Here is a 20,082-nt window from a genome sequence, read left to right on the forward strand (position 1 = left end):
CCATTAGCCCCGGAATTCAAGGTTAATAATCACAACTTGTCTCTCATAATTTTTATTCCTTTAGCTTGTACGAGGAGGATAGACAATGAAAACTTTTATGGCAAACCCGGCCGACATAAAGCGTAAATGGTATGTCGTGGATGCTGAGGGTCAAACCCTTGGTAGATTGGCCGTTGAAGTCGCGAAAGTTCTTCGCGGCAAAAATAAACCGACCTTTACTCCCCATGTTGATACCGGCGACCATGTAATTGTGGTAAACGCTGATAAAATTGTATTAACTGGTAAGAAACTTGAACAGAAGACATATTTCCGTCATTCCGGATATCCGGGCGGAACTACCTTCACCCCAGCTGGCAAAATGTTAGCTGACAAGCCTCAGCGTGTTATTGAGATGGCCGTTAAAGGCATGCTTCCTAAGAACACCCTTGGCCGTAATATGTACCGTAAACTGAATGTTTACGCTGGTGCAAATCATCCGCATTCCGCTCAACAGCCGGAAGTGCTGGAACTTAATATTAGGTAATACCGGAAAGGAGGAACATATACATGGCATTGGTTACTTACTACGGCACAGGTCGCAGAAAAACCTCGGTTGCCAGAGTTCGTCTGGTTCCGGGAGAAGGCAAAATCCTCGTTAACGAACGTCCACTTAACGAATATTTTGGTCTTAAGACCCTTGAAATTATTGTGACTCAACCGCTTAATCTTACCGACACTGTCGGCAAATATGATGTTCTGGCAAAAGTTGAGGGCGGCGGTGTATCCGGCCAAGCCGGCGCAGTCCGTCACGGCATTTCCCGCGCACTCTTAAAGGTTGACGCAGAATATCGTCCGGCTCTTAAGAAAGCTGGTTTCTTAACTCGTGACCCGCGCGAAAAAGAGCGTCGTAAATACGGTCTCAAGAAAGCCCGTAAAGCTTCCCAGTTCTCCAAACGTTAATATTTATTGCAAAATGCAAAACCCTGTCAGCCCAGCTGGCAGGGTTTTTTATTTTGCAGCATTCGATTTCACAGATTACCATTTGAAACGTAAAGAAAGATCCGGCTTGCGCCGGACCTCTTCTATCCTGTTAGAAAGTATAACTTTCCGTCTGGATAAGGGCAACATCGACTTCCGCTGTCGCCAAAGGCTCGGCGCAAGCCGTGTTTTCTCTATTTAGCGAGTAGTATTGGTGTGAGTTTAGCTTCTTGAGCTTGTGCCGGGCCGATATAACTGTGGCGGGCCATGGCAGCAAGCACAATGGCTTGGCGCTGCTTAGCAGCCGCAAAATCAACATAGGGTGATGTAAGCGAGGGGGCATTCGGCAGCCCAGCCAACATGGCGCATTCTGCTAAGTTAAGATGAAATGGCGGCTTTCCAAAGTAAATGGCTGAGGCTTCGCCAATCCCGTAAGCGCCGGAGCCAAAATAGATGGTATTTAGGTACATTTCAAGAATTTCTTCTTTGGAATAGCGCAGCTCGATACTTACTGCTAAGATAAACTCTTCAAGCTTGCGGCCGAGTGTGCGTTCTTGTGATAAAAAAAGATTCTTAATAAGCTGCTGGGTAATTGTGCTGCCGCCTTCGGCATAGGAGCCAGTTTGAACATTGACTAATGTTGCCCGCAGAATACCCTCAATGTCAAACCCCATATGTTGATAAAACCGGTTATCTTCAACAGCAATAATGGCCTGCTGCAGGGGGAGCGGGATATCATTCAGACGTACATAGCTTTTTTTGTCTAATCTAGCGTCAACCGCGCTTTTAAGAAAGATTACCCGGTGGACTCGATCCCAGGCACTTTTAACACTAGCTGCTGTATCTGCAGTTCCTGCCGGCAGTATAGTGGTCTTGGGGATAGCCGATCGAAGGAGTAGGTCGCCGCCTGCCCACCAAAAGGTGACAGTAAAGATGATCAATAATAAGGCTAGAAGCCTGCCTATTCGTAACCGTGAAATGTTCAACATCTCACCTCCCTTAAAGCTGAACACTCATCTATATTTTAGCATTTAATTGTGCAATAGAGAATACAGTGTAAGTAGCAAAGGCTGAAAGAAGGGCAGGGATAAACATGCGAGTATGGGCAGTGCCGCGGCGAAGAGTATTAAGCGCGGTGGTTTTCAGCATTGCAGTAGTGGTATTAAACCTCCTGACACTGCGCTATCTGGTTGTGGATGATATTGAGAATGTCAATCTGTCAGTGCTTGCAGGTAAGACAGTTGCCATTGATGCTGGGCACGGCGGGATTGACGATGGCGCAAAATGGTATGGTATTGACGAAAAGAACATTAACTTGGCAATTGCTGCAAAACTAGTAAGTATCCTATCTGACAACGGAGCGACGCCAGTACTTACCCGCGAGGGTGATGTAGACTATTACACTAAGGGGAAAGGTGGCAAACGTAATGACCTGCTAAAACGAGCTGAAATTATTGAAAGCTCTGGAGCTAACGTTTTTGTCAGTATCCATTGCAATGCCATCAGAGGCGCTAACTGGTCAGGTGCCCAGGTGTTCTATAATCCGAAGCTTGAAGAAAATAAACAATTGGCGGAGCGTATGCAGTATGCGCTAAAAAGTTTTCCTGCTGGCAACAAGCGCCAAATCAAGCAGGATTCTGATATCATTTTATTGAAAACTGTAAATGTACCAGGCGTGCTAGTTGAAGCTGGTTTTATCAGTAATGCAGAAGAGGCAGCGCGCCTTAATAGCGAGGCTTATCAGCAAAAGCTGGCTGAGTATATCGCCAAAGCGCTGGCGTATCATTTCAGCCAGAATGTGGGAAGATAAGAAACGCATGACGTACTGAAGGGAGCGATTCTATGGACAACTTGGTTGGCTGTGCGCTTATGCCGCATCCGCCGCTTATGATTCCCGAAGTGGGAAAAGCTGAACTCGATACCGTTAAAACTACTGTTGAAGCCGCTAACCAAGTGGCTGAGATGTTAAAACAAAGCAATCCGCAGACTGTTGTGATCATTACTCCACACGGACCGGTATTTGAAGATGCGGTTGCTGTCAGCATTCACCCACGCCTGCGGGGCAGCATGGCCAGTTTTGGTGCGCCTGATGTAGCCCTTGCCTTTGAGACTGATAATTTATTAATAAAGCATGTCATTCGCAGCTGTCAGCGGCTTGGGATTAACTTAATGGAATTAACTGACGATGTGGCAAAAAATTACCGGGTCTCATTAAATCTTGATCATGGCGCGTTTGTACCACTCTATTATCTTGCTAAAGCAGGGTTTAAAGGGCAGATTGTGCATTTATCCATGGGCATGCTGGCCTATGAGGAAATGTATACCTTCGGCAAAGCCGTCCAGGCGGCTATCGGTAATCTGGACAAGCGGGTCGCCGTCATCGCATCAGGTGACTTGTCACATCGCCTCACCCCCGATGCCCCAGCCGGTTATAACCCACACGGGGCTGAATTTGACAAGCAGGTAGTGGAGGCGCTCAAAAATGCAGATGTCAAAGCACTGCTTAGTATGGATAAAAATTTGATCGAAGCGGCTGGTGAATGCGGACTTAGACCAATTTTCTTTCTTATGGGCGTTATGGGCGGACTTGATGTGGAAGTGACAAGTGCGTCCTATGAAGGCCCGTTTGGTGTAGGCTATGCTGTTGTCGCTTATAAGATTAAAGGTAAGAAATAGGGGGCTATAGTATGTATGAACAAAGTGCGCCGGTAGCGCTTGCCCAAGAAAGTCTTACATATTATCTTGAACATGGCCGGCTTATGGACAAACCTGTCAAGCTACCGGAAATTTTACAAGGAACGGCTGGGGTATTTGTCTCTTTTAAAAAGCGCGGTCAGTTGCGTGGGTGTATTGGTACGTTTGCTCCTACCCAGCCTACCATAGGGGAAGAAATTATTCAGAACGCTGTTAGCGCTGGGACTGAGGACCCGCGTTTTCCACCGGTTCGGTTGTCTGAACTCCCTGAACTTGAGATTTCAGTTGACATACTGGGAGCGCCAGAACAGATAGATAGCCTGGCTGAGCTTGAACCCAAAAAATATGGGGTCATAGTACGTAAGGGCCGGCGTTCAGGGCTGCTCTTGCCTGATCTTGAGGGCGTTGATACAGCTAATGAACAGGTGGCGATTGCAATGGAGAAGGCCGGTATCCGTCCGGGCGAAGATATTGATCTATACCGTTTTACTGTGACCCGGTATAAGTAACGTAAAGCAGGTGAACTAAGTGCGCGAGGCACTCCACTATCGGCAGCAGGGCAAAGCAGCCGCCTGCAGCCTATGTCCGAAGAATTGCATCATTAGTGAGGGGCAGACTGGTTTTTGCCGGGTACGCCAGAATACTGGCGGCAAGCTTTACAGCCTAAATTATGCGCAGGCAACTGCCCAGGCGCTTGACCCAATCGAAAAAAAACCATTATATCATTTTTATCCTGGCAGCTATATTCTGTCACTTGGTACCTGGGGCTGCAACTTTGCCTGCCAGTTTTGTCAGAACTGGCATATTGCCCAAGAAAAACCGCCTGTTACCACACTTGAACCCCAGGCTGCGGCTGCGTTAGCCAGTCAGCTTGTCGGCCAGGGGAATATCGGCATAGCCTACACTTATTCTGAACCCAGCGTATGGTATGAATATATTCTAGATACCGCCAGCTTGGTACAAGCAGCCGGGCTTAAAAACGTGCTTGTTTCTAATGGATTTATTAATCAGCAGCCACTCACTGAGTTGTTGCCGTATATTGACGCCATGAACATTGATGTAAAGGCATTCAATAAGGATTTTTACGAGAAAGTGTGTGCCGGACAGCTTGAGCATGTTAAACAGACAGTCGAACAGGCAGCTAAGCACTGTCATGTGGAGGTTACCACGTTAGTCGTTCCCGGGCTCAATGACTCTGAAGCCGAAATAGCTGGCCTGGCCGAATGGCTGGCAGGCATAAATCCGGACATACCGCTGCACTTCTCAAGATACTTTCCCAACTACAAAATGGACGCTCCGCCAACCCCTGTCAGCACACTGCACCTGGCCTACAAAATTGCCCGTCAATCTCTCAACTATGTTTATATCGGCAATGTGGGCGGCGATGGCGCAAATACATACTGTCCAGAGTGTGGCTATAAAGTAATTGACCGTCTAGGTAGGTATAGCAAGTTAAACCAAAAAAACTGCCCCCAGTGCGGGAGCAGTATCACAATTACAGGAGAAGTCAAGTTTTAACGGCAGAGGCAACTGCTAATAATCTGTGGCCTCTTTTTTTCTTTTATGGCATTTATTCCAAAATATCCCAACAAATAAACTGATGTATACATGAATACAAAAAATACTTGCATTAATATTCATTAATAATGTATAATTACAAATAAGAAAAGGAGCGAAGCCCATGAAAATAAGCATTGTAGGAGCTACCGGATACACCGGTGCGGAACTCTTACGTATTTTGGCATCCCACCCAGCTGCCGAAGTATTGTATATTACCTCAGAAAGCCAGCCAGGTACTGACATTAACGAAGTATATCCTCATTTAACCCGTTTTTACAATAAAACACTCGCAAGCTTGGCTGATCTGGATAAAATTGCTATAGAGAGCGACGTCATCTTTATTGGTTTGCCTCATGGCCATGCCATGGAAGTCGGCCGTAAAGCGACTGCCGCTAATCCTAATATAAGAATTATTGATTTAGGAGCCGACTACCGGTTTAAGAATCATGACGTGTATGAACAGTGGTATAAAGTGCCCCATACGCACAAGGAAGCCCAAGCGGTATACGGGCTGACAGAACTAAACCGCAGCCAAGTTCGTGAGGCAGCTATTGTCGGTAACCCAGGCTGCTATACCACCGCCAGCATCTTAGCGCTGGCACCACTGGTTCAGCATAAACTCATTGACCTGACCTCCATTATCGTTGACGCCAAATCAGGCGTATCTGGCGCCGGACGCAGTTTAAGCCTGGGGTCACATTTTACTGAGGTGTTTGAGAGCGTCAAGGCCTATAACGTGGCAGGCCACAGACATACGCCTGAGATTGAGGCCGTATTGGGTGAACTGGCTGGTGAAGAGCTTGTTATTAGCTTTACACCGCACCTGATTCCTATGCCTAGAGGTATTCTGAGTACTTGTTATGCCCGCTTAAAGGAGGGTGTATCCCCAGAAAAAGTTGATGAGGCATACGACTCAATGTATGGCAGTGAATATTTTATTCGATTGTTAGGGCGGGGAGGCTATCCTGCCACCAAAAATACGCGTGGTACCAATTTTTGCGACCTGGGCTGGCATATTGACAAACGAACCGGACGAGTCATTGCAATAGCCGCAATCGATAACCTGGTTAAGGGTGCAGCCGGTCAGGCAATACAGAATATGAACGTTATGTTTAAGATGGAGGAGCGGACAGGACTAGACAACGCTCCACTTTATCCGTAGGCTGGTTGAAAACGCTCATCTGCGTTGTTACTCCTGCGGTTGCTTGCTTGCGTACCAACTGCGTACGCGGCGCGGCACAATCCTCGTCGTGCCTAGCATCTGAACATTTTGAACCAGCCTACCTACATTAAGGAGGGAATAAGAATGTTAACCAAAATCTCTGGCGGCATTACTGCACCGCAAGGGTTTAAAGCAGCCGGTGTCCATGCCGGTATAAAAAAGAATGGCAAAGAGGATATCGGTTTAATCTACAGCACAGTTCCAGCAGCAGCAGCAGCACAGTTCACCACCAATCAGATGGCAGCTGCGCCTGTAATCGTCTCGCGCCAGGTGATAGAGAACGGCAAAGCCCGAGCCATTATCATTAACTCAGGCTGCGCCAACGCCTGCACCGGCGACCAAGGGATGACAGATGCCCGGGTAATGGCACATGAAACAGCCAAAGCCCTTAACGTTGACGACTGTGAAGTACTGGTAGCTTCAACCGGGGTAATCGGTGTCAATCTGCCTATGGATAAGGTAACCGCTGGGATAACCCAAGCAGCAGCCGGATTATCGGAGAACGGGCACGAACAGGCACTAGCTGCCATAATGACAACAGATACCTTTTCCAAGTCCTGCGCCTATGAGTTTACTCTTGGCGGCAAACAAGCCAAAATCGCCGGAATTGCCAAAGGCGCTGGCATGATTCACCCCAATATGGCGACAATGCTATGCTTTATTACTACCGATGCCGCCATTGCCCCCTCACTGCTAAAACAGGCGCTTAGCCAAGCGGTTGAGCTGTCCTTTAATATGATCACAGTAGATGGCGATACCAGTACGAATGATATGGTTGCCGTACTGGCCAACGGCCAAGTGGGTAATGAGTTAATTACTTCGACTGACAGCCAAACCTATCGAGAATTTTACTCAGTCCTAAAAACAGTGTGTACCGAACTGGCGCAGCTAATTGTACGTGATGGTGAGGGAGCGACGAAATTCCTGGAGATTAATGTTACCCGGGCCGTATCGTTTGCCGATGCCAAATGCGCCGCAATGGCGATCGCTAAATCGCCGCTTGTTAAAACAGCCTTCTTTGGTCAAGACCCTAACTGGGGGCGTATCCTCTGTGCTGTGGGTTATTCTGGCGCTAAAACGCAGCCTGACAAAACATCGCTGGCCATCGGTGACCTGACCATTGTAGTCAATGGGCAGGGAGCGGCTAGCTTTGATACCACTAAGCTCAAAGAAGTTATGGCAGCCAAAGATATTGCGATCACCGTGGATTTAGGTCTCGGTGATGCGTCGGCCACTGTGTGGACTTGCGATTTTTCCTATGAATATGTCAAGATCAACGGTGAATATACAACCTAACAATGTCAAGGGGACGGTTCTTTTGTAAAGAAAACACGGCTTGCGCCGAGCCTTTGGCGACAGCGGAAGTCGATGTTGCCCTTATCCAGACGGAAAGGGATACTTTCTAACAGGAACATAAAACCAATACACCTAAGCTGTCCCCGCGACAGGCGTAGTTAAAATGGGAAGGGATGATGTACATGATTAATTCGGTAGAAAAAGCGGCTGTGCTCATAGAAGCTCTGCCATACCTGCAGCGGTTTGCCGGCAATACCATTGTCATTAAATACGGCGGCAACGCCATGCTCAACGACGAACTCAAGAAAAGCGTAATGCAAGACATTATTTTTCTTAAATATGCCGGTATCCGTCCTGTCGTCGTACATGGCGGCGGCCCGGAAATCACCGGAATGCTCAAGAAACTTGGCAAAGAATCCACGTTTGTCAGCGGCCTGAGAGTAACAGATGCCGAGACGGTAGACATCGCCGAGATGGTGCTAGTCGGCAAGATCAACAGCGAGATCGTCAAATTCCTAAACTTCCTCGGCGCTAAGGCTGTCGGCTTAAGCGGCAAAGACGCTGACCTCATTATTGCTTCTAAGCATTTGGCTAAAGTACGTGAAGACGGTCAAATCAAAGAAGTCGATATCGGCTTTGTCGGCGATGTGCTTAAACTGAACATTGGTATACTTGAGAACCTCTTAGACCAAGGCTATATCCCGGTCATTTCACCGATTGGCATTGGCAAAGATGGCGCTACCTACAACATTAACGCCGACTATGTGGCTGGCGAACTGGCAGCTGCGTTGGGTGCTGAGAAACTGGCATTGATTACAGATGTTGAAGGTATCTACCGTGACTACAATGACAAGAGCACCTTTGTTTCTACCCTGTCACTGGCTGAAGCCCAGGAGATGATTAAATCAGGCAGCATTGACGGTGGGATGATTCCCAAAGTCGAGGCCTGTGTAAAAGCGTTGGCAGCTGGGGTAGCCAAGACTCATATTATTGACGGACGCAAACCGCATTCACTGCTGCTCGAAATCTTCACCACCGAGGGTATTGGTACCGAAGTGGTCAAATATAGGAGGTATATCAGTGGATAAACAAACGGTATTTGACGTTGACCGGGATTATTACATGCCGGTGTTTGCCAGATACTCCATTGTCCTTACCCATGGCGAAGGACCCTATGTTTATGATAGTGAAGGCAAAAAATATATAGATTTTTTGGCAGGAATTGCTGTTAATGTTCTCGGGCACGCTCATCCCAAACTGGTTGCAGCAGTTGCTGAACAGGCTGGCAAGATCATTCATTGCTCTAACCTTTATTACACTGAAGGCCAGGCCATGCTGGCTAAATCACTGGCAACCGCCAGTGGCCTTGATAAAGTTTTTATCGGCAACAGTGGTGCTGAAGCCAATGAAGGGGCCATCAAACTGGCTCGTAAATATGGCAAGGCAATTCATCCGGATAAGGTTCAAATCATTACAGCTGAACACTCTTTCCACGGCCGGACACTGGCCACACTAACGGCTACCGCCCAGCCTAAATATCAGCATGGTTATGAACCACTGCCTGGCGGCTTTGATTATGTACCATTTAACGATATCGCTGCACTTGAAGCAGCTATGTCTGATAAAACGTGCGCTGTCATGCTTGAACCCATTCAGGGAGAAGGCGGCGTAAATATGCCTGACCAGGATTACTTTATAAAAGTGAGAGCACTATGTGATAGGTACGGCGCACTCTTAATCCTGGACGAAATTCAGACAGGAATTGGCCGTACTGGCAAAATGTTTGCTTATGAGCATTATGGCATTAAGCCTGATATTGTTACCCTGGCGAAAGGGCTAGCTGGCGGCGTGCCCATTGGCGCGTTTATTGCCAGCAATAAAGTTGCCTCTGCCTTTGGCCCTGGTGACCATGGCTCAACCTTTGGCGGCAATCCGCTGGCCTGTGCAGCAGCCAACGCTGTAATCAATTCTATTCAAGAAGAAAAGCTGATTAATAATGCCCAGGTAATAGGCGAATATTTGATTGCACAGCTCAACGCGCTTAAAGAAAAATATCCAGCGCTGATTAGCGAGGTGCGCGGCAAAGGTCTGATGGCTGGTGCCAAACTTACCATTCCAGGGCGGGAGATTGTTAATAGCTGCATGAACCAAGGCGCTATCATAAATTGTACGGCTGGCGATGTACTCCGGTTTGTGCCGCCGCTTAATATAACAAAAGGTCATGTAGATGAAATGACCGCCATCTTAGAAAAAACACTGGCGGCTGTGCAACTTTAATCATGGGGGAGTGTATAGGGAATGAGTCTTAAAGGGAAAGATTTTTTATCAGTAAATGATCTATCAGTAGATGAGATATATCAAATCTTCGATTTTGCTAAAATACTAAAGGCCAAGCAAAAGGCCGGTGAACCACACCAGCTGTTAAAAGGTAAGACACTTGGCATGATCTTCCAAAAGTCCTCTACTCGTACAAGGGTATCTTTTGAGGTCGGCATGTGGCAGCTTGGTGGTATGGCACTGTTTCTGTCTTCGAACGATCTGCAAATCGGCCGGGGCGAACCGGTTAAAGACACGGCTCGGGTATTGTCACGCTATGTTGACGGCATTATGATTAGGACGTTTTCTCACCTGGAAGTAGAAGAGCTGGCAGAGCATGCAACCATCCCGGTTATTAACGCGCTGACAGACCTCCTCCACCCCTGCCAGGCCATGGCAGATATCTTTACCGCCCTTGAGCATAAAGGTGATTTAAAAGGCCGGAAGCTGTGCTATATTGGCGACGGCAACAATATGGTCAACTCACTCTTACATATCTGTGCCAAGGTCGGTATGGATATTAGTGTGGCCACTCCGGTTAACTACGCACCTGACGCTACCATTGTTGAGCAGGCTGCAGTCTCTGCCAAACTGTCTGGCAGTAAAATAACTATTCTTGATGACCCGTTTGCCGCTGCAAAAGACGCCGATGTGCTATACACCGATGTATGGGCCAGCATGGGCAAAGAGGGCGAGCAAGCCATCCGCAAGCAGGCCTTTGCCGGTTTCCAGATCAACAATGCCATCCTGCAAGCCGCTAAAAAAGACACCATTGTCATGCACTGCCTGCCAGCTCATCGTGGCGAGGAAATCAGTGATGATGTTATTGAAGGGCCAAACTCGGTAGTGTTTGATGAGGCTGAGAATCGCTTACACGTGCAAAAAGCCATCATGGCCCTGTTGATGGCTGACTAGCAAGTACAATAGAACTTGTTATAAACGCCCATCTGCTTCGTTGCTCCTGCGGGGGCTCGCTTACGTACTACGTGTACGCCGCGCTTCGCCTCCTCGTCGCGCCTCGCATCTGGACATTTCTAACAAGTTCCGGCTATTCATAGCTATTTTGGTTACGGGAGTACCGACCCAAACTCCAGCGCCAGTCATTGCGAGCGAAAGCGTGGCAATCTCTGTCACGGGGACGGTTCCTTTGACATACTAACAGTTTATAGTAAACAACCCATTGTAACTGGACAATTTCACCTGATTCCTGTAAACTTTACAATAGGAAAACCTAGGAAACCATATAGACAATAGGAGGCAAACCATAATGAGTGACATCAAAAAGGTTGTACTGGCCTACTCCGGTGGCTTGGACACCTCGGTTATTATCCCTTGGCTCAAAGAAAACTACGGCTGTGAAGTTATTGCTATGTGCGCTGATGTTGGTCAGGGAGACGAACTGGCTCCTGTCCGCGAAAAGGCGATTAAGTCGGGCGCCAGCAAGGTATATATTGAAGATCTGACTGCCGAGTTTGTTGAAAGCTATGTTTGGCCGACTCTTAAGGCAGGCGCAGTATATGAAGGCAAATACCTGTTAGGTACTTCCTTTGCTCGTCCCATTATTGCCAAGGCTCTTGTTGACATTGCCTTGAAAGAAGGCGCTGATGCCATCTGTCACGGTGCAACAGGCAAAGGCAACGACCAGGTGCGTTTCGAGCTTACCGTAAAAGCACTGGCTCCTCACCTTAAAATCATTGCTCCTTGGCGGTTGTGGGACATCCGCTCCCGCGAAGATGCCATTGATTACGCCGAAAAGCATGGCATTCCTGTGCCTGTTTCCAAAGCTCGCCCTTACAGCATGGACCGTAACATCTGGCACTTAAGCCATGAAGGCGCTGACTTGGAGAATCCAGCCAATGAGCCGCAAGATGATGTGTATCTGATTACTACCCCGCCGGAAAAAGCTCCTGACAAGCCCCTCTATATTGAAGTTGGCTTTGAAAAAGGCATCCCCGTAACTGTAGACGGTGTTAAGCTGGATGCAGTAGCCCTTCTCACCAAACTTAACGAAATTGGGGCAGCCAATGGTATTGGTATTGCCGATATCGTCGAAAACCGCCTTGTTGGTATGAAATCCCGGGGTGTGTACGAAAATCCAGGCGGAGCTATTTTATACTATGCCCACCGCGAATTAGAGTACTTAACCCTTGACCGGGCCACTATGCATTATAAAGAACAAGTTGCGATTAAATATGCTGAACTAGTGTATGACGGCATGTGGTTTGCCCCGCTCCGTGAAGCGCTTGACGCATTTGTTGACTCCACGCAGCAGACTGTTACCGGTACTGTCCGCATGAAACTCTACAAAGGCAACATCATGAGTGCCGGCGCTAAATCGCCATACTCACTCTATAACGAAAAAATTGTAACTTTTGGCGATAGCGAAGAATTATATAACCATGGCGATGCAGAGGGCTTTATTAACCTGTTCGGACTGCCGCTCAAGGTCCGGGCCATGATGAAAGCTGAGGCCAAGAAAACAGATGAGTAAACTATGGGGCGGACGTTTCGCCAAAAACACTGATGTTATGGTGGAGGAGTTTACCTCCTCCATTTCTTTTGATAGCCGCATGTACCGCCAGGATATTGCTGGCAGCATCGCCCACGCTAACATGCTGGCTAAGTGCGGTATAATCAGCCAGGAGGATGCCAAGCTCATTATTGGCGGACTAACCGGCATACTCGCAGATATTGAAGCAGGTAACTTCAGCTTTGAAGTGTCGCTTGAAGACATCCATATGAATATTGAAAAACGCCTAACCGAGCGCATCGGCCCGGCTGGCGGACGGCTTCATACAGCACGCAGCCGTAACGACCAGGTAGCACTTGATACTCATATGTATGTGCGTGAGCAAGTGGCCGAGATTGGTACGCTGCTTTTTGACTTAGAACAGGCCGTTCTGGATACTGCCCATAGATACCCTGAAACAATTATGCCAGGCTACACCCATCTGCAGCGGGCGCAGCCCATACTATTTGCCCATCATATGATGGCCTACTTCTTCATGTTTGAGCGTGACTTCAGACGCTTGGGCGGGGTATGGGAGTCAGCCGATATTATGCCGCTCGGAGCAGGCGCTTTGGCTGGTACTACATTCCCCATTGACCGGGAACTTGTTGCGAATGATCTAAAGTTTGGACGAATCTATGAGAACAGCATTGATGCTGTCAGTGACCGGGATTATATCCTGGAATTTTTGTCGTTTGCGTCAATCTTAATGATGCATCTGAGCCGGTTAAGTGAAGAAATCATTCTGTGGTCTTCAACCGAGTTCTCCTTTATAGAACTTGACGATGCCCATTGCACTGGCTCAAGCATTATGCCGCAGAAGAAAAACCCGGATGTTGCCGAGTTGGTGCGAGGCAAGACCGGTCGGGTATTCGGTCATTTGATGGCCATGCTGACAGTGGCAAAAGGTTTACCACTGGCATACAACAAAGATTTGCAGGAAGATAAAGAAGGCCTGTTTGACACTATAGATACTGTCAAATTCAGCCTGACAGTATATGCTGCCATGTTGAGAGGCATGAAGGTCAATTCTGGTACAATGCGGCAGGCGCTCAAAACTGATTTTTCCAATGCAACAGATATGGCTGATTATCTTGTTAAAAAGGGTTTACCCTTCCGTCAGGCGCATGAAGTTGTCGGTAAATGCGTAGCCTATTGCTTAGGAGAACAAAAAACACTGACAGATTTGACGCTAGAAGAATTTAAACAGTTTTCGCCGCTATTTGACGACACTATTTTAGATGCCATTACGATTGAAACCTGTGTGTCGGCCCGTAACTCCTTAGGTGGCACATCGCCCGCTCAGGTTGGACAAGCTGTCACTGTTGCCAAGTCCATTATGGAGAAACAACAAAAACGCCTTGACATGTATACAAAAATCAAACTATAATATCCATAAATATACAACCCAAGGAGGCCTGTTAACATGACTGATATTGCTGTTACACTGGCTGATAAACGCGGCACACTTCCCTCTGATGACAAACTTGGTTTTGGTAAGATTTTTACTGATCACATGTTTGTGCTGGACTATGAATCAGGCAGAGGCTGGTACAATGCCCGCATCGTTCCATATGGCGACTTTGACATTTCTCCGGCTGCTATGGTGCTGCATTATGGTCAGGCAATCTTCGAAGGTATGAAAGCCTTTTGCACGGAAGATAACCGTGTGACGATGTATCGCCCCGTTGATCACCTAAACCGCTTTAACAATTCGGCTGATATTTTGAGTATCCCGCAAATGGATGTTAAATTGCTTCATGCAGGGCTGAAGAAATTGATCGAAATTGATAAAGAGTGGGTGCCAAAATCACTGGGAACCTCGCTGTACATCCGTCCGTTCGTCATTTCTGTTGATCCCTTTGTTGGAGTAAAGGTAGCCGATCAATACAAATTATTCATTATTCTCTCACCAGTCGGCGCTTACTACGCTTCAGGATTCAAACCTGTCAAAATTAAGGTTGAAGAGAATTATGTGCGCGCAGTTAAAGGTGGTCTCGGCGAAGCCAAGACGCCGGCCAACTATGCTGCTAGCCTGAAAGCCTCGGAAGAAGCCAAAAAAGAGGGCTTCACCCAGGTGCTGTGGCTTGATGCGCTTGAACAGAAATATGTTGAAGAAGTGGGCACCATGAACATCTTCTTTAAGATTGACGACGAAATTATCACCCCGGAACTCAACGGCAGTATCTTGAACGGCATTACCCGCCGCTCGGTTATTCAGGTTGCTAAAGACTGGGGGATGAAAGTATCCGAACGCCGCATTTCTATTGATGAAGTATTTGCCGCCCACGCAGAAGGTCGCCTGAAAGAGGTATTTGGTTCAGGCACAGCTGCTGTTATCTCTCCCGTTGGCGAGCTATCGTGGAATGGCAAGAATATCGTCATTAATAATAACCAAACAGGCGAGACTTCGCAAAAATTGTTTGACTACATTACCGGTATTCAGCAAGGGCGTGTAGCTGACAAGTTCGGTTGGGTTGATGAAGTTACTAAGCTGTAAACTGGGTGTATACACTTGTGAGAGAATTAGGCTTGTGCCCAGGCACAAGCCTAATTTAATATCTAACTTTCATTGCACTTTTTTATATAAATTTTTTATAACAGCCAATTAGCTTAAAGGTTTTCCTGATATTGGGTAGAATACAAATATAGTTAACCTGGGGTTTTACTCCTGCTTGAGGTGTGTAGCATGTTATTGCAAATACGGGGAATAATTTCTACAATAAGTTTCCTAGATATTATCGACATGGTGATTGTCGCTTACTTTTTATATAAACTCTATATTATGATTAGTGGCACCCGGGCTGTAGCGCTCCTGAAAGGTCTTGTTGTCCTTTTATTGGCGACGCTTGTCAGCAAATGGCTGGGCCTTAATGTTATTAACTGGCTGCTCCAGAAGACAATGACTGTTGTGCTTGTCGCGCTGCCTGTTGTTTTCCAGCCTGAGCTTAGGCGGGCACTTGAGCAGCTGGGACGGGGCCGCTTTTTCCACAATAGCGCTCAATTAAACGCTGAGGAAAAGGAAACTTTATTTGACGAACTGGCCAGAACGGTCACAGATCTGTCAAAAAACAAAATAGGGGCGCTTATGGTAATTGAGCGCGAAACCGGACTTAATGATTATATTGAAACAGGCATCAAAGTGGACGGGCTGGTATCAAGCGAATTTTTAATTAACATTTTTATTCCGAATACGCCACTCCATGATGGTGCTGTCATTATCCGTGGCAACCGGGTACAGGCTGCAGGGTGTTTATTGCCTTTGTCTGACGACCGGAGCCTTAACAAAGAACTGGGCACAAGACACCGGGCGGCGATTGGCATCAGCGAACAAACTGACGCTGTTGTCATTGTTGTTAGCGAAGAGACCGGTATCATTTCGCTGGCCAGGGGCGGCAGACTGCACCGGTATATGGATGCTGAAAAACTCAAGGAACAGCTTGCGCCGCTATTTATCGCCAAAACCTCTTCGCTTAGCGAGTTATTCAGCTGGAGGCCGTCATAATGTTTGACAAGTTTTTTAAAGCATCAGGAGAAACTAAAAATATTACACCTAAAATTTTTGCCATTATATTGGCGGTTGTATTATGGCTGTATGTCATGAACGAGCAAAATCCGCCGATTGAATCGTCGTTTACTATTCCGCTGGAAGTCCGTAATGTTGCCACAAGCTATGTAGTTGTTGATGCACCTGATACAGTCAGGGTAAAAGTTCGCGGCCCGCGCAGCATTGTGGCCGGAGTGCTTAACCAGGACCTCAAGGCCTATATTGATGGCAAAGGCTTAACTGAAGGGCGGCATAATATCAAAGTCAGTGCAGCTTTGCCCGCAAGTCTGGAACTGGTCGAAATCAACCCTGACAAAATTCAACTGAGACTTGATACCACGATTAGCCGCCAGGTACCTGTTGAGGTCAGGCTGAGTGGCACCCCTGCCAAAGGGGCTGTGGTAGGAAAAGTGGCCGCATCTCATGATCAGGTGACCCTTGAAGGGCCAAAAAACCTCGTGGGTACGGTAGAAAAGGTTGTTGCTGTCGCCGATTTGTCAGGCAAAAATACTGACTTTACGGTAGGTGCGCCGTTGGTGCCGGTAACCCGCGAAGGCAAGGAAGTCGAGGGACTTACCATTTACCCAGATAAAACCGGGGTTGTTATTAGCTTGACTGCCGGGATAACTAAGAAAGTCCTTGACGTAAAACCTGTTACCCAGGGTGAATTGCCGGCAGGCCTTGTCATTAAGAGTATTGTCACTCAGCCGAATAAAGTAGAGGTACGTGAGACCGTGCCAGGCAAGGGTGTTGATAAGCTTGAAACCATCTATACTGAGCCAGTCGATCTAAGCAATATCGGTAAAGATACCGATAGGGAAGTTAAGCTTGAGTTGCAGGAGGGGCTTACTGGCACCCCGGGAACAGTTATCGTCAACATTAGAGTCGGACCCCGTTAAAGGAGACAGGAGCTATTGCTTAGAATTAGTAACTTTCGCGTACCGTTAGCCGATGAGACGCCGCTTGAGCAGCTTGTTGCCAGACGTTTAAAATTGGCAGCTGATATTGTTAAGCAAGTGATCATTATCCGCAGAGCGATTGATGCCCGCCGGAAACACAGTATTAACTTTGTATATACCCTTGAAGTTGAGGTAAAGATTCCGCCAGGGCAGGCGTTAGCCCGTTTAGCCGGCGATAAAGATGTTGTTCTTACAGCTCCGGCAGCGAAAGAAGAAATTGTGCCTGGTGATAAATCGCTAAGTAGTCAGCCGGTAGTGGTAGGGGCAGGGCCGGCTGGCTTGTTTGCTGCCTATATGCTTGCCAAGCACGGCTATAAGCCGTTACTGATTGAACGGGGGCGGGATGTTGAACAGCGTGCCCGGGATATCGCTGATTTTTGGCGTACAGGCAAGCTTGATGAAGTCAGCAATGTTCAGTTTGGTGAGGGTGGAGCCGGTACCTTTTCCGATGGCAAGCTGACTACCAGGGTAACAGACCCGCGTATGGCTGAGGTACTTGATATTATGATAGCGGCCGGTGCACCGCCGGAGATTAAATATCTCCATAAACCACATATTGGCACAGATAAATTACGGGAAGTTGTCAAGAATATCCGAACCCAGATTATCAAACTGGGTGGAGCTGTTGAATTTGAATCCCGGATGACAGCCGTTGAAACCAAGGATGGACGGCTCACCGGCATCACGATAAATGATAATCGGTTTATACCATGCGAAGCGTTGTTCTTAGCTATCGGCCATAGTGCGCGTGATACCTATCAGATGTTATATGAACATCATATTGCCATGGAAGCAAAATCATTTGCGATAGGCGTCCGTATTGAGCATCCGCAGGAACTGATTGACCAGGCTCAGTATGGCCCGTCGGCCAGTCATCCCCGTCTGGGGGCGGCTGATTATGCTCTGGTATACCAGGATAAGGCAACAGGCCGGGCGGCCTATTCGTTTTGCATGTGTCCAGGCGGCCTGGTCGTGGCTGCAGCCTCTGAAACCGGTGGCGTAGTGACCAATGGTATGAGCTTATATAAGCGTGACTCCGGGATTGCCAACAGTGCCATAGCAGTGACTGTCAACCCGGCTGATTATGGCCCACATGTGCTTGATGGCATTGAATTTCAGCGCCGCTATGAACGCTTGGCCTTTGAATTAGGTGGTCAGAACTACGCTGCACCTGCGCAGACAGTCGGAGATTTCCTGGCAGGCAAAAGCGGCAGTTCGAAATATCTGGTCAAACCTAGTTACCGCCCAGGTGTAACACCTGCTGATCTCAGGCAGTGTTTACCCGAATTTGTCACTACTACGCTGGCTAAGGCGTTGCCTGATTTTGGCCGGAAGATTAGAGGATTTGATCATGCAAGTGCTGTCATGACCGGTGTGGAGACCAGGACTTCAGCGCCTGTTCGGCTCACGCGCGGCCAGGATTTTGTCTCAATTAACACTGCAGGTCTATATCCTGTTGGCGAAGGTGCCGGTTATGCTGGCGGCATCATGAGCGCAGCGCTTGACGGGATGAATGCGGCCATTAGTTTTATTGGGGCATATAAACCATAACTTAACTGGATAACCGAAAGGAGCATTTAACATATATGGCAAGACTGTTTGGAACTGATGGCGTGCGCGGTTTAGCTAACGTCGAACTTACTCCTGAACTGGCCTTTAAAATGGGCCGGGCTGCAACCTACTACTTTGGCAAAGAACATAAACGCCCGGTGTTTTACATCGGACGCGATACCCGGATTTCCGGGCAGATGCTGGAATCGGCATTGGCAGCAGGTATCTGCTCAGCCGGTGGCGAAGCCGTGCTGCTAGGCGTTGTCCCTACCCCTGCAGTAGCTTATTTAACCAGAAAACACGGGGCTCAGGCCGGAGTTGTTATCTCGGCATCCCACAACCCCTATCCTGATAACGGTATCAAGTTTTTTGCCGGGACAGGCTATAAACTCCCTGATGCTGTCGAAGATGAACTGGAAAAGTTAATCGAAGCAGAAGCAGACTTGATGCCCCGGCCTACGGCAAACGGCGTTGGTTTCATTACTACAAAACATGACTTACTTGATGAATATGTGGAATATGCTGTTGGCACGATAAAGAGTTCCTTAAGCGGGCTAAAAATTGTCGTAGACTGCGCTAATGGTGCTGCTTATGAGGCGGCCCCGGCTGCCTTCAGAAAACTGGGTGCAGAGGTGATTGTCCTTAACGACAATCCGGACGGCATCAATATTAATGCTGGCTGTGGCTCAACCCATCTGGAACAGCTGCAGGCTGCTGTAGCTCATCACAATGCTGATTTAGGCTTAGCCAATGACGGCGACGCTGACCGCTGTCTGGCTGTTGACGAAACCGGCGAGACTGTTGATGGTGACCAGATCATGCTGATCTGTGCATTAGAAATGCTAAAACAAAATACGCTGCCTGATAATACGCTGGTAGCCACTGTTATGAGTAACCTAGGTCTGCATCAAGCCATTAAAAATGCCGGCGGCAAAGTCCTGGTTACACCAGTTGGTGATCGCTATGTGCTTGAAGCCATGCTAAAGCACAACCTGGTACTTGGGGGAGAACAGTCAGGCCATATTATTTTTAACCAGTACAGTACAACAGGTGATGGTATTATCACCGCGCTGAAACTTGCTGCCGCAGTCAAGCAAAGCGGTAAGAAGATGTCCGTTTTGGCGAAAGTAATGACACGCTTTCCACAACTCTTAGTTAATGTCAGAGTCAAGAGCAAAGAGGGCTGGGAAAACAACGCTAACATTACTGCCGCCATCAAAGCAGGTGATGATGAATTAGGTGACAATGGCCGGATACTAGTGCGGCCCTCTGGGACTGAAGCCCTAATCAGGGTCATGGCTGAAGGCCCGTCACTGCCTGACCTTGAACGTATTGTTGGCACAATTGCTGATGTAATAAGACAGGAACAAGACCAGCATTATTGACCAATGAGGTAAACTGTATTACAATAAGATAGAATATGGCAAAGGAGCACTATATAGTGCTCCTTTGCATATGTATAGTTATCCGA

19 protein-coding genes are annotated in these 20,082 nt (G+C 47.7%); 18 read left to right on the forward strand and 1 reads right to left on the reverse strand.

Annotation, left to right across the window (positions count from 1 at the left end; all coding sequences use genetic code 11):
• The first annotated feature begins 85 nt into the window (after window positions 1-85).
• A complete protein-coding gene (rplM, locus tag B9A22_RS16705; protein ID WP_084577090.1) occupies window positions 86-523 on the forward strand; it encodes a 50S ribosomal protein L13 in 438 nt (145 codons plus the stop codon).
• Window positions 524-546: 23 nt separating this feature from the next.
• Window positions 547-939: a 30S ribosomal protein S9 gene (rpsI, locus tag B9A22_RS16710; RefSeq protein WP_084577091.1), complete on the forward strand. Its 393-nt coding sequence runs from the start codon at window positions 547-549 to the stop codon at window positions 937-939.
• A 212-nt stretch (window positions 940-1,151) separates the two neighbouring features.
• On the opposite strand, the gene B9A22_RS16715 is transcribed toward rpsI, so the two are convergent.
• On the reverse strand, window positions 1,152-1,946 hold the full coding sequence (locus B9A22_RS16715; RefSeq protein ID WP_084577092.1) for a transglycosylase domain-containing protein: 795 nt from the start codon (window positions 1,944-1,946) through the stop codon (window positions 1,152-1,154).
• A gap of 104 nt (window positions 1,947-2,050) precedes the next feature.
• On the opposite strand from B9A22_RS16715, the gene B9A22_RS16720 reads away from it, so the two are divergent.
• The 16 genes from B9A22_RS16720 (at window position 2,051) to glmM (ending at window position 19,996) form a co-directional block, all read left to right on the forward strand.
• Window positions 2,051-2,767, forward strand: coding sequence for an N-acetylmuramoyl-L-alanine amidase (locus B9A22_RS16720; RefSeq protein ID WP_139796288.1), 717 nt, complete (start codon window positions 2,051-2,053; stop codon window positions 2,765-2,767).
• A gap of 32 nt (window positions 2,768-2,799) precedes the next feature.
• Window positions 2,800-3,633: an AmmeMemoRadiSam system protein B gene (amrB, locus tag B9A22_RS16725; RefSeq protein WP_084577094.1), complete on the forward strand. Its 834-nt coding sequence runs from the start codon at window positions 2,800-2,802 to the stop codon at window positions 3,631-3,633.
• A gap of 11 nt (window positions 3,634-3,644) precedes the next feature.
• The gene (gene amrA / locus B9A22_RS16730) at window positions 3,645-4,160 is read left to right on the forward strand and encodes an AmmeMemoRadiSam system protein A (protein ID WP_084577095.1); all 516 of its coding nucleotides are present in this window, start codon (window positions 3,645-3,647) and stop codon (window positions 4,158-4,160) included.
• 19 nt (window positions 4,161-4,179) lie between these two features.
• Complete coding sequence (gene amrS, locus B9A22_RS16735) at window positions 4,180-5,169, forward strand: AmmeMemoRadiSam system radical SAM enzyme (protein WP_084577096.1); 990 nt, start codon at window positions 4,180-4,182, stop codon at window positions 5,167-5,169.
• Between the two features lie 163 nt (window positions 5,170-5,332).
• Window positions 5,333-6,373 carry an N-acetyl-gamma-glutamyl-phosphate reductase gene (argC, locus tag B9A22_RS16740; RefSeq protein WP_084577097.1) on the forward strand — a complete coding sequence of 347 codons (1,041 nt, stop codon included), beginning with the start codon at window positions 5,333-5,335 and terminating at the stop codon, window positions 6,371-6,373.
• Window positions 6,374-6,517: 144 nt separating this feature from the next.
• Complete coding sequence (gene argJ / locus B9A22_RS16745; protein ID WP_084577098.1) at window positions 6,518-7,729, forward strand: bifunctional glutamate N-acetyltransferase/amino-acid acetyltransferase ArgJ; 1,212 nt, start codon at window positions 6,518-6,520, stop codon at window positions 7,727-7,729.
• Between the two features lie 182 nt (window positions 7,730-7,911).
• Window positions 7,912-8,817 carry an acetylglutamate kinase gene (gene argB / locus B9A22_RS16750; protein WP_084577099.1) on the forward strand — a complete coding sequence of 302 codons (906 nt, stop codon included), beginning with the start codon at window positions 7,912-7,914 and terminating at the stop codon, window positions 8,815-8,817.
• A 34-nt stretch (window positions 8,818-8,851) separates the two neighbouring features.
• Window positions 8,852-10,006, forward strand: coding sequence for an acetylornithine transaminase (locus tag B9A22_RS16755; protein WP_084577169.1), 1,155 nt, complete (start codon window positions 8,852-8,854; stop codon window positions 10,004-10,006).
• Window positions 10,007-10,027: 21 nt separating this feature from the next.
• Entirely contained in the window at window positions 10,028-10,960 is a 933-nt protein-coding gene (gene argF, locus B9A22_RS16760) for an ornithine carbamoyltransferase (RefSeq protein ID WP_084577100.1), read from the forward strand.
• A 352-nt stretch (window positions 10,961-11,312) separates the two neighbouring features.
• Window positions 11,313-12,536, forward strand: coding sequence for an argininosuccinate synthase (locus B9A22_RS16765; RefSeq protein ID WP_084577101.1), 1,224 nt, complete (start codon window positions 11,313-11,315; stop codon window positions 12,534-12,536).
• The gene (argH, locus tag B9A22_RS16770) at window positions 12,529-13,944 is read left to right on the forward strand and encodes an argininosuccinate lyase (RefSeq protein WP_084577102.1); all 1,416 of its coding nucleotides are present in this window, start codon (window positions 12,529-12,531) and stop codon (window positions 13,942-13,944) included. Before B9A22_RS16765 ends, argH begins: the two co-directional genes overlap by 8 nt.
• 36 nt (window positions 13,945-13,980) lie before the next feature.
• The gene (locus B9A22_RS16775; RefSeq protein WP_084577103.1) at window positions 13,981-15,054 is read left to right on the forward strand and encodes a branched-chain amino acid aminotransferase; all 1,074 of its coding nucleotides are present in this window, start codon (window positions 13,981-13,983) and stop codon (window positions 15,052-15,054) included.
• Window positions 15,055-15,243: 189 nt separating this feature from the next.
• On the forward strand, window positions 15,244-16,059 hold the full coding sequence (cdaA, locus tag B9A22_RS16780; protein ID WP_084577104.1) for a diadenylate cyclase CdaA: 816 nt from the start codon (window positions 15,244-15,246) through the stop codon (window positions 16,057-16,059).
• Complete coding sequence (locus B9A22_RS16785) at window positions 16,059-17,000, forward strand: CdaR family protein (RefSeq protein ID WP_084577105.1); 942 nt, start codon at window positions 16,059-16,061, stop codon at window positions 16,998-17,000. The genes cdaA and B9A22_RS16785 overlap by 1 nt, the downstream gene beginning before the upstream one ends.
• Window positions 17,001-17,015: 15 nt before the next feature.
• Window positions 17,016-18,611 carry an NAD(P)/FAD-dependent oxidoreductase gene (locus tag B9A22_RS16790; RefSeq protein WP_084577106.1) on the forward strand — a complete coding sequence of 532 codons (1,596 nt, stop codon included), beginning with the start codon at window positions 17,016-17,018 and terminating at the stop codon, window positions 18,609-18,611.
• Between the two features lie 35 nt (window positions 18,612-18,646).
• Complete coding sequence (gene glmM, locus B9A22_RS16795) at window positions 18,647-19,996, forward strand: phosphoglucosamine mutase (protein WP_084577107.1); 1,350 nt, start codon at window positions 18,647-18,649, stop codon at window positions 19,994-19,996.
• Window positions 19,997-20,082: the final 86 nt, after the last annotated feature.

The organism is Sporomusa malonica (assembly GCF_900176355.1).
Classification (GTDB): domain Bacteria; phylum Bacillota; class Negativicutes; order Sporomusales; family Sporomusaceae; genus Sporomusa; species Sporomusa malonica.

What these genes read in the sequence shown, in the direction of transcription:
- rplM (WP_084577090.1), top strand. Translation starts at nt 86, where the DNA reads ATGAAAACTTTTATGGCAAACCCGGCCGACATAAAGCGTAAATGGTAT.
- rpsI (WP_084577091.1), top strand. Translation starts at nt 547, where the DNA reads ATGGCATTGGTTACTTACTACGGCACAGGTCGCAGAAAAACCTCGGTT.
- B9A22_RS16715 (WP_084577092.1), bottom strand. Translation starts at nt 1,946, where the DNA reads ATGTTGAACATTTCACGGTTACGAATAGGCAGGCTTCTAGCCTTATTA.
- B9A22_RS16720 (WP_139796288.1), top strand. Translation starts at nt 2,051, where the DNA reads ATGCGAGTATGGGCAGTGCCGCGGCGAAGAGTATTAAGCGCGGTGGTT.
- amrB (WP_084577094.1), top strand. Translation starts at nt 2,800, where the DNA reads ATGGACAACTTGGTTGGCTGTGCGCTTATGCCGCATCCGCCGCTTATG.
- amrA (WP_084577095.1), top strand. Translation starts at nt 3,645, where the DNA reads ATGTATGAACAAAGTGCGCCGGTAGCGCTTGCCCAAGAAAGTCTTACA.
- argC (WP_084577097.1), top strand. Translation starts at nt 5,333, where the DNA reads ATGAAAATAAGCATTGTAGGAGCTACCGGATACACCGGTGCGGAACTC.
- argJ (WP_084577098.1), top strand. Translation starts at nt 6,518, where the DNA reads ATGTTAACCAAAATCTCTGGCGGCATTACTGCACCGCAAGGGTTTAAA.
- argB (WP_084577099.1), top strand. Translation starts at nt 7,912, where the DNA reads ATGATTAATTCGGTAGAAAAAGCGGCTGTGCTCATAGAAGCTCTGCCA.
- B9A22_RS16755 (WP_084577169.1), top strand. Translation starts at nt 8,852, where the DNA reads ATGCCGGTGTTTGCCAGATACTCCATTGTCCTTACCCATGGCGAAGGA.
- argF (WP_084577100.1), top strand. Translation starts at nt 10,028, where the DNA reads ATGAGTCTTAAAGGGAAAGATTTTTTATCAGTAAATGATCTATCAGTA.
- B9A22_RS16765 (WP_084577101.1), top strand. Translation starts at nt 11,313, where the DNA reads ATGAGTGACATCAAAAAGGTTGTACTGGCCTACTCCGGTGGCTTGGAC.
- argH (WP_084577102.1), top strand. Translation starts at nt 12,529, where the DNA reads ATGAGTAAACTATGGGGCGGACGTTTCGCCAAAAACACTGATGTTATG.
- B9A22_RS16775 (WP_084577103.1), top strand. Translation starts at nt 13,981, where the DNA reads ATGACTGATATTGCTGTTACACTGGCTGATAAACGCGGCACACTTCCC.
- cdaA (WP_084577104.1), top strand. Translation starts at nt 15,244, where the DNA reads ATGTTATTGCAAATACGGGGAATAATTTCTACAATAAGTTTCCTAGAT.
- B9A22_RS16785 (WP_084577105.1), top strand. Translation starts at nt 16,059, where the DNA reads ATGTTTGACAAGTTTTTTAAAGCATCAGGAGAAACTAAAAATATTACA.
- glmM (WP_084577107.1), top strand. Translation starts at nt 18,647, where the DNA reads ATGGCAAGACTGTTTGGAACTGATGGCGTGCGCGGTTTAGCTAACGTC.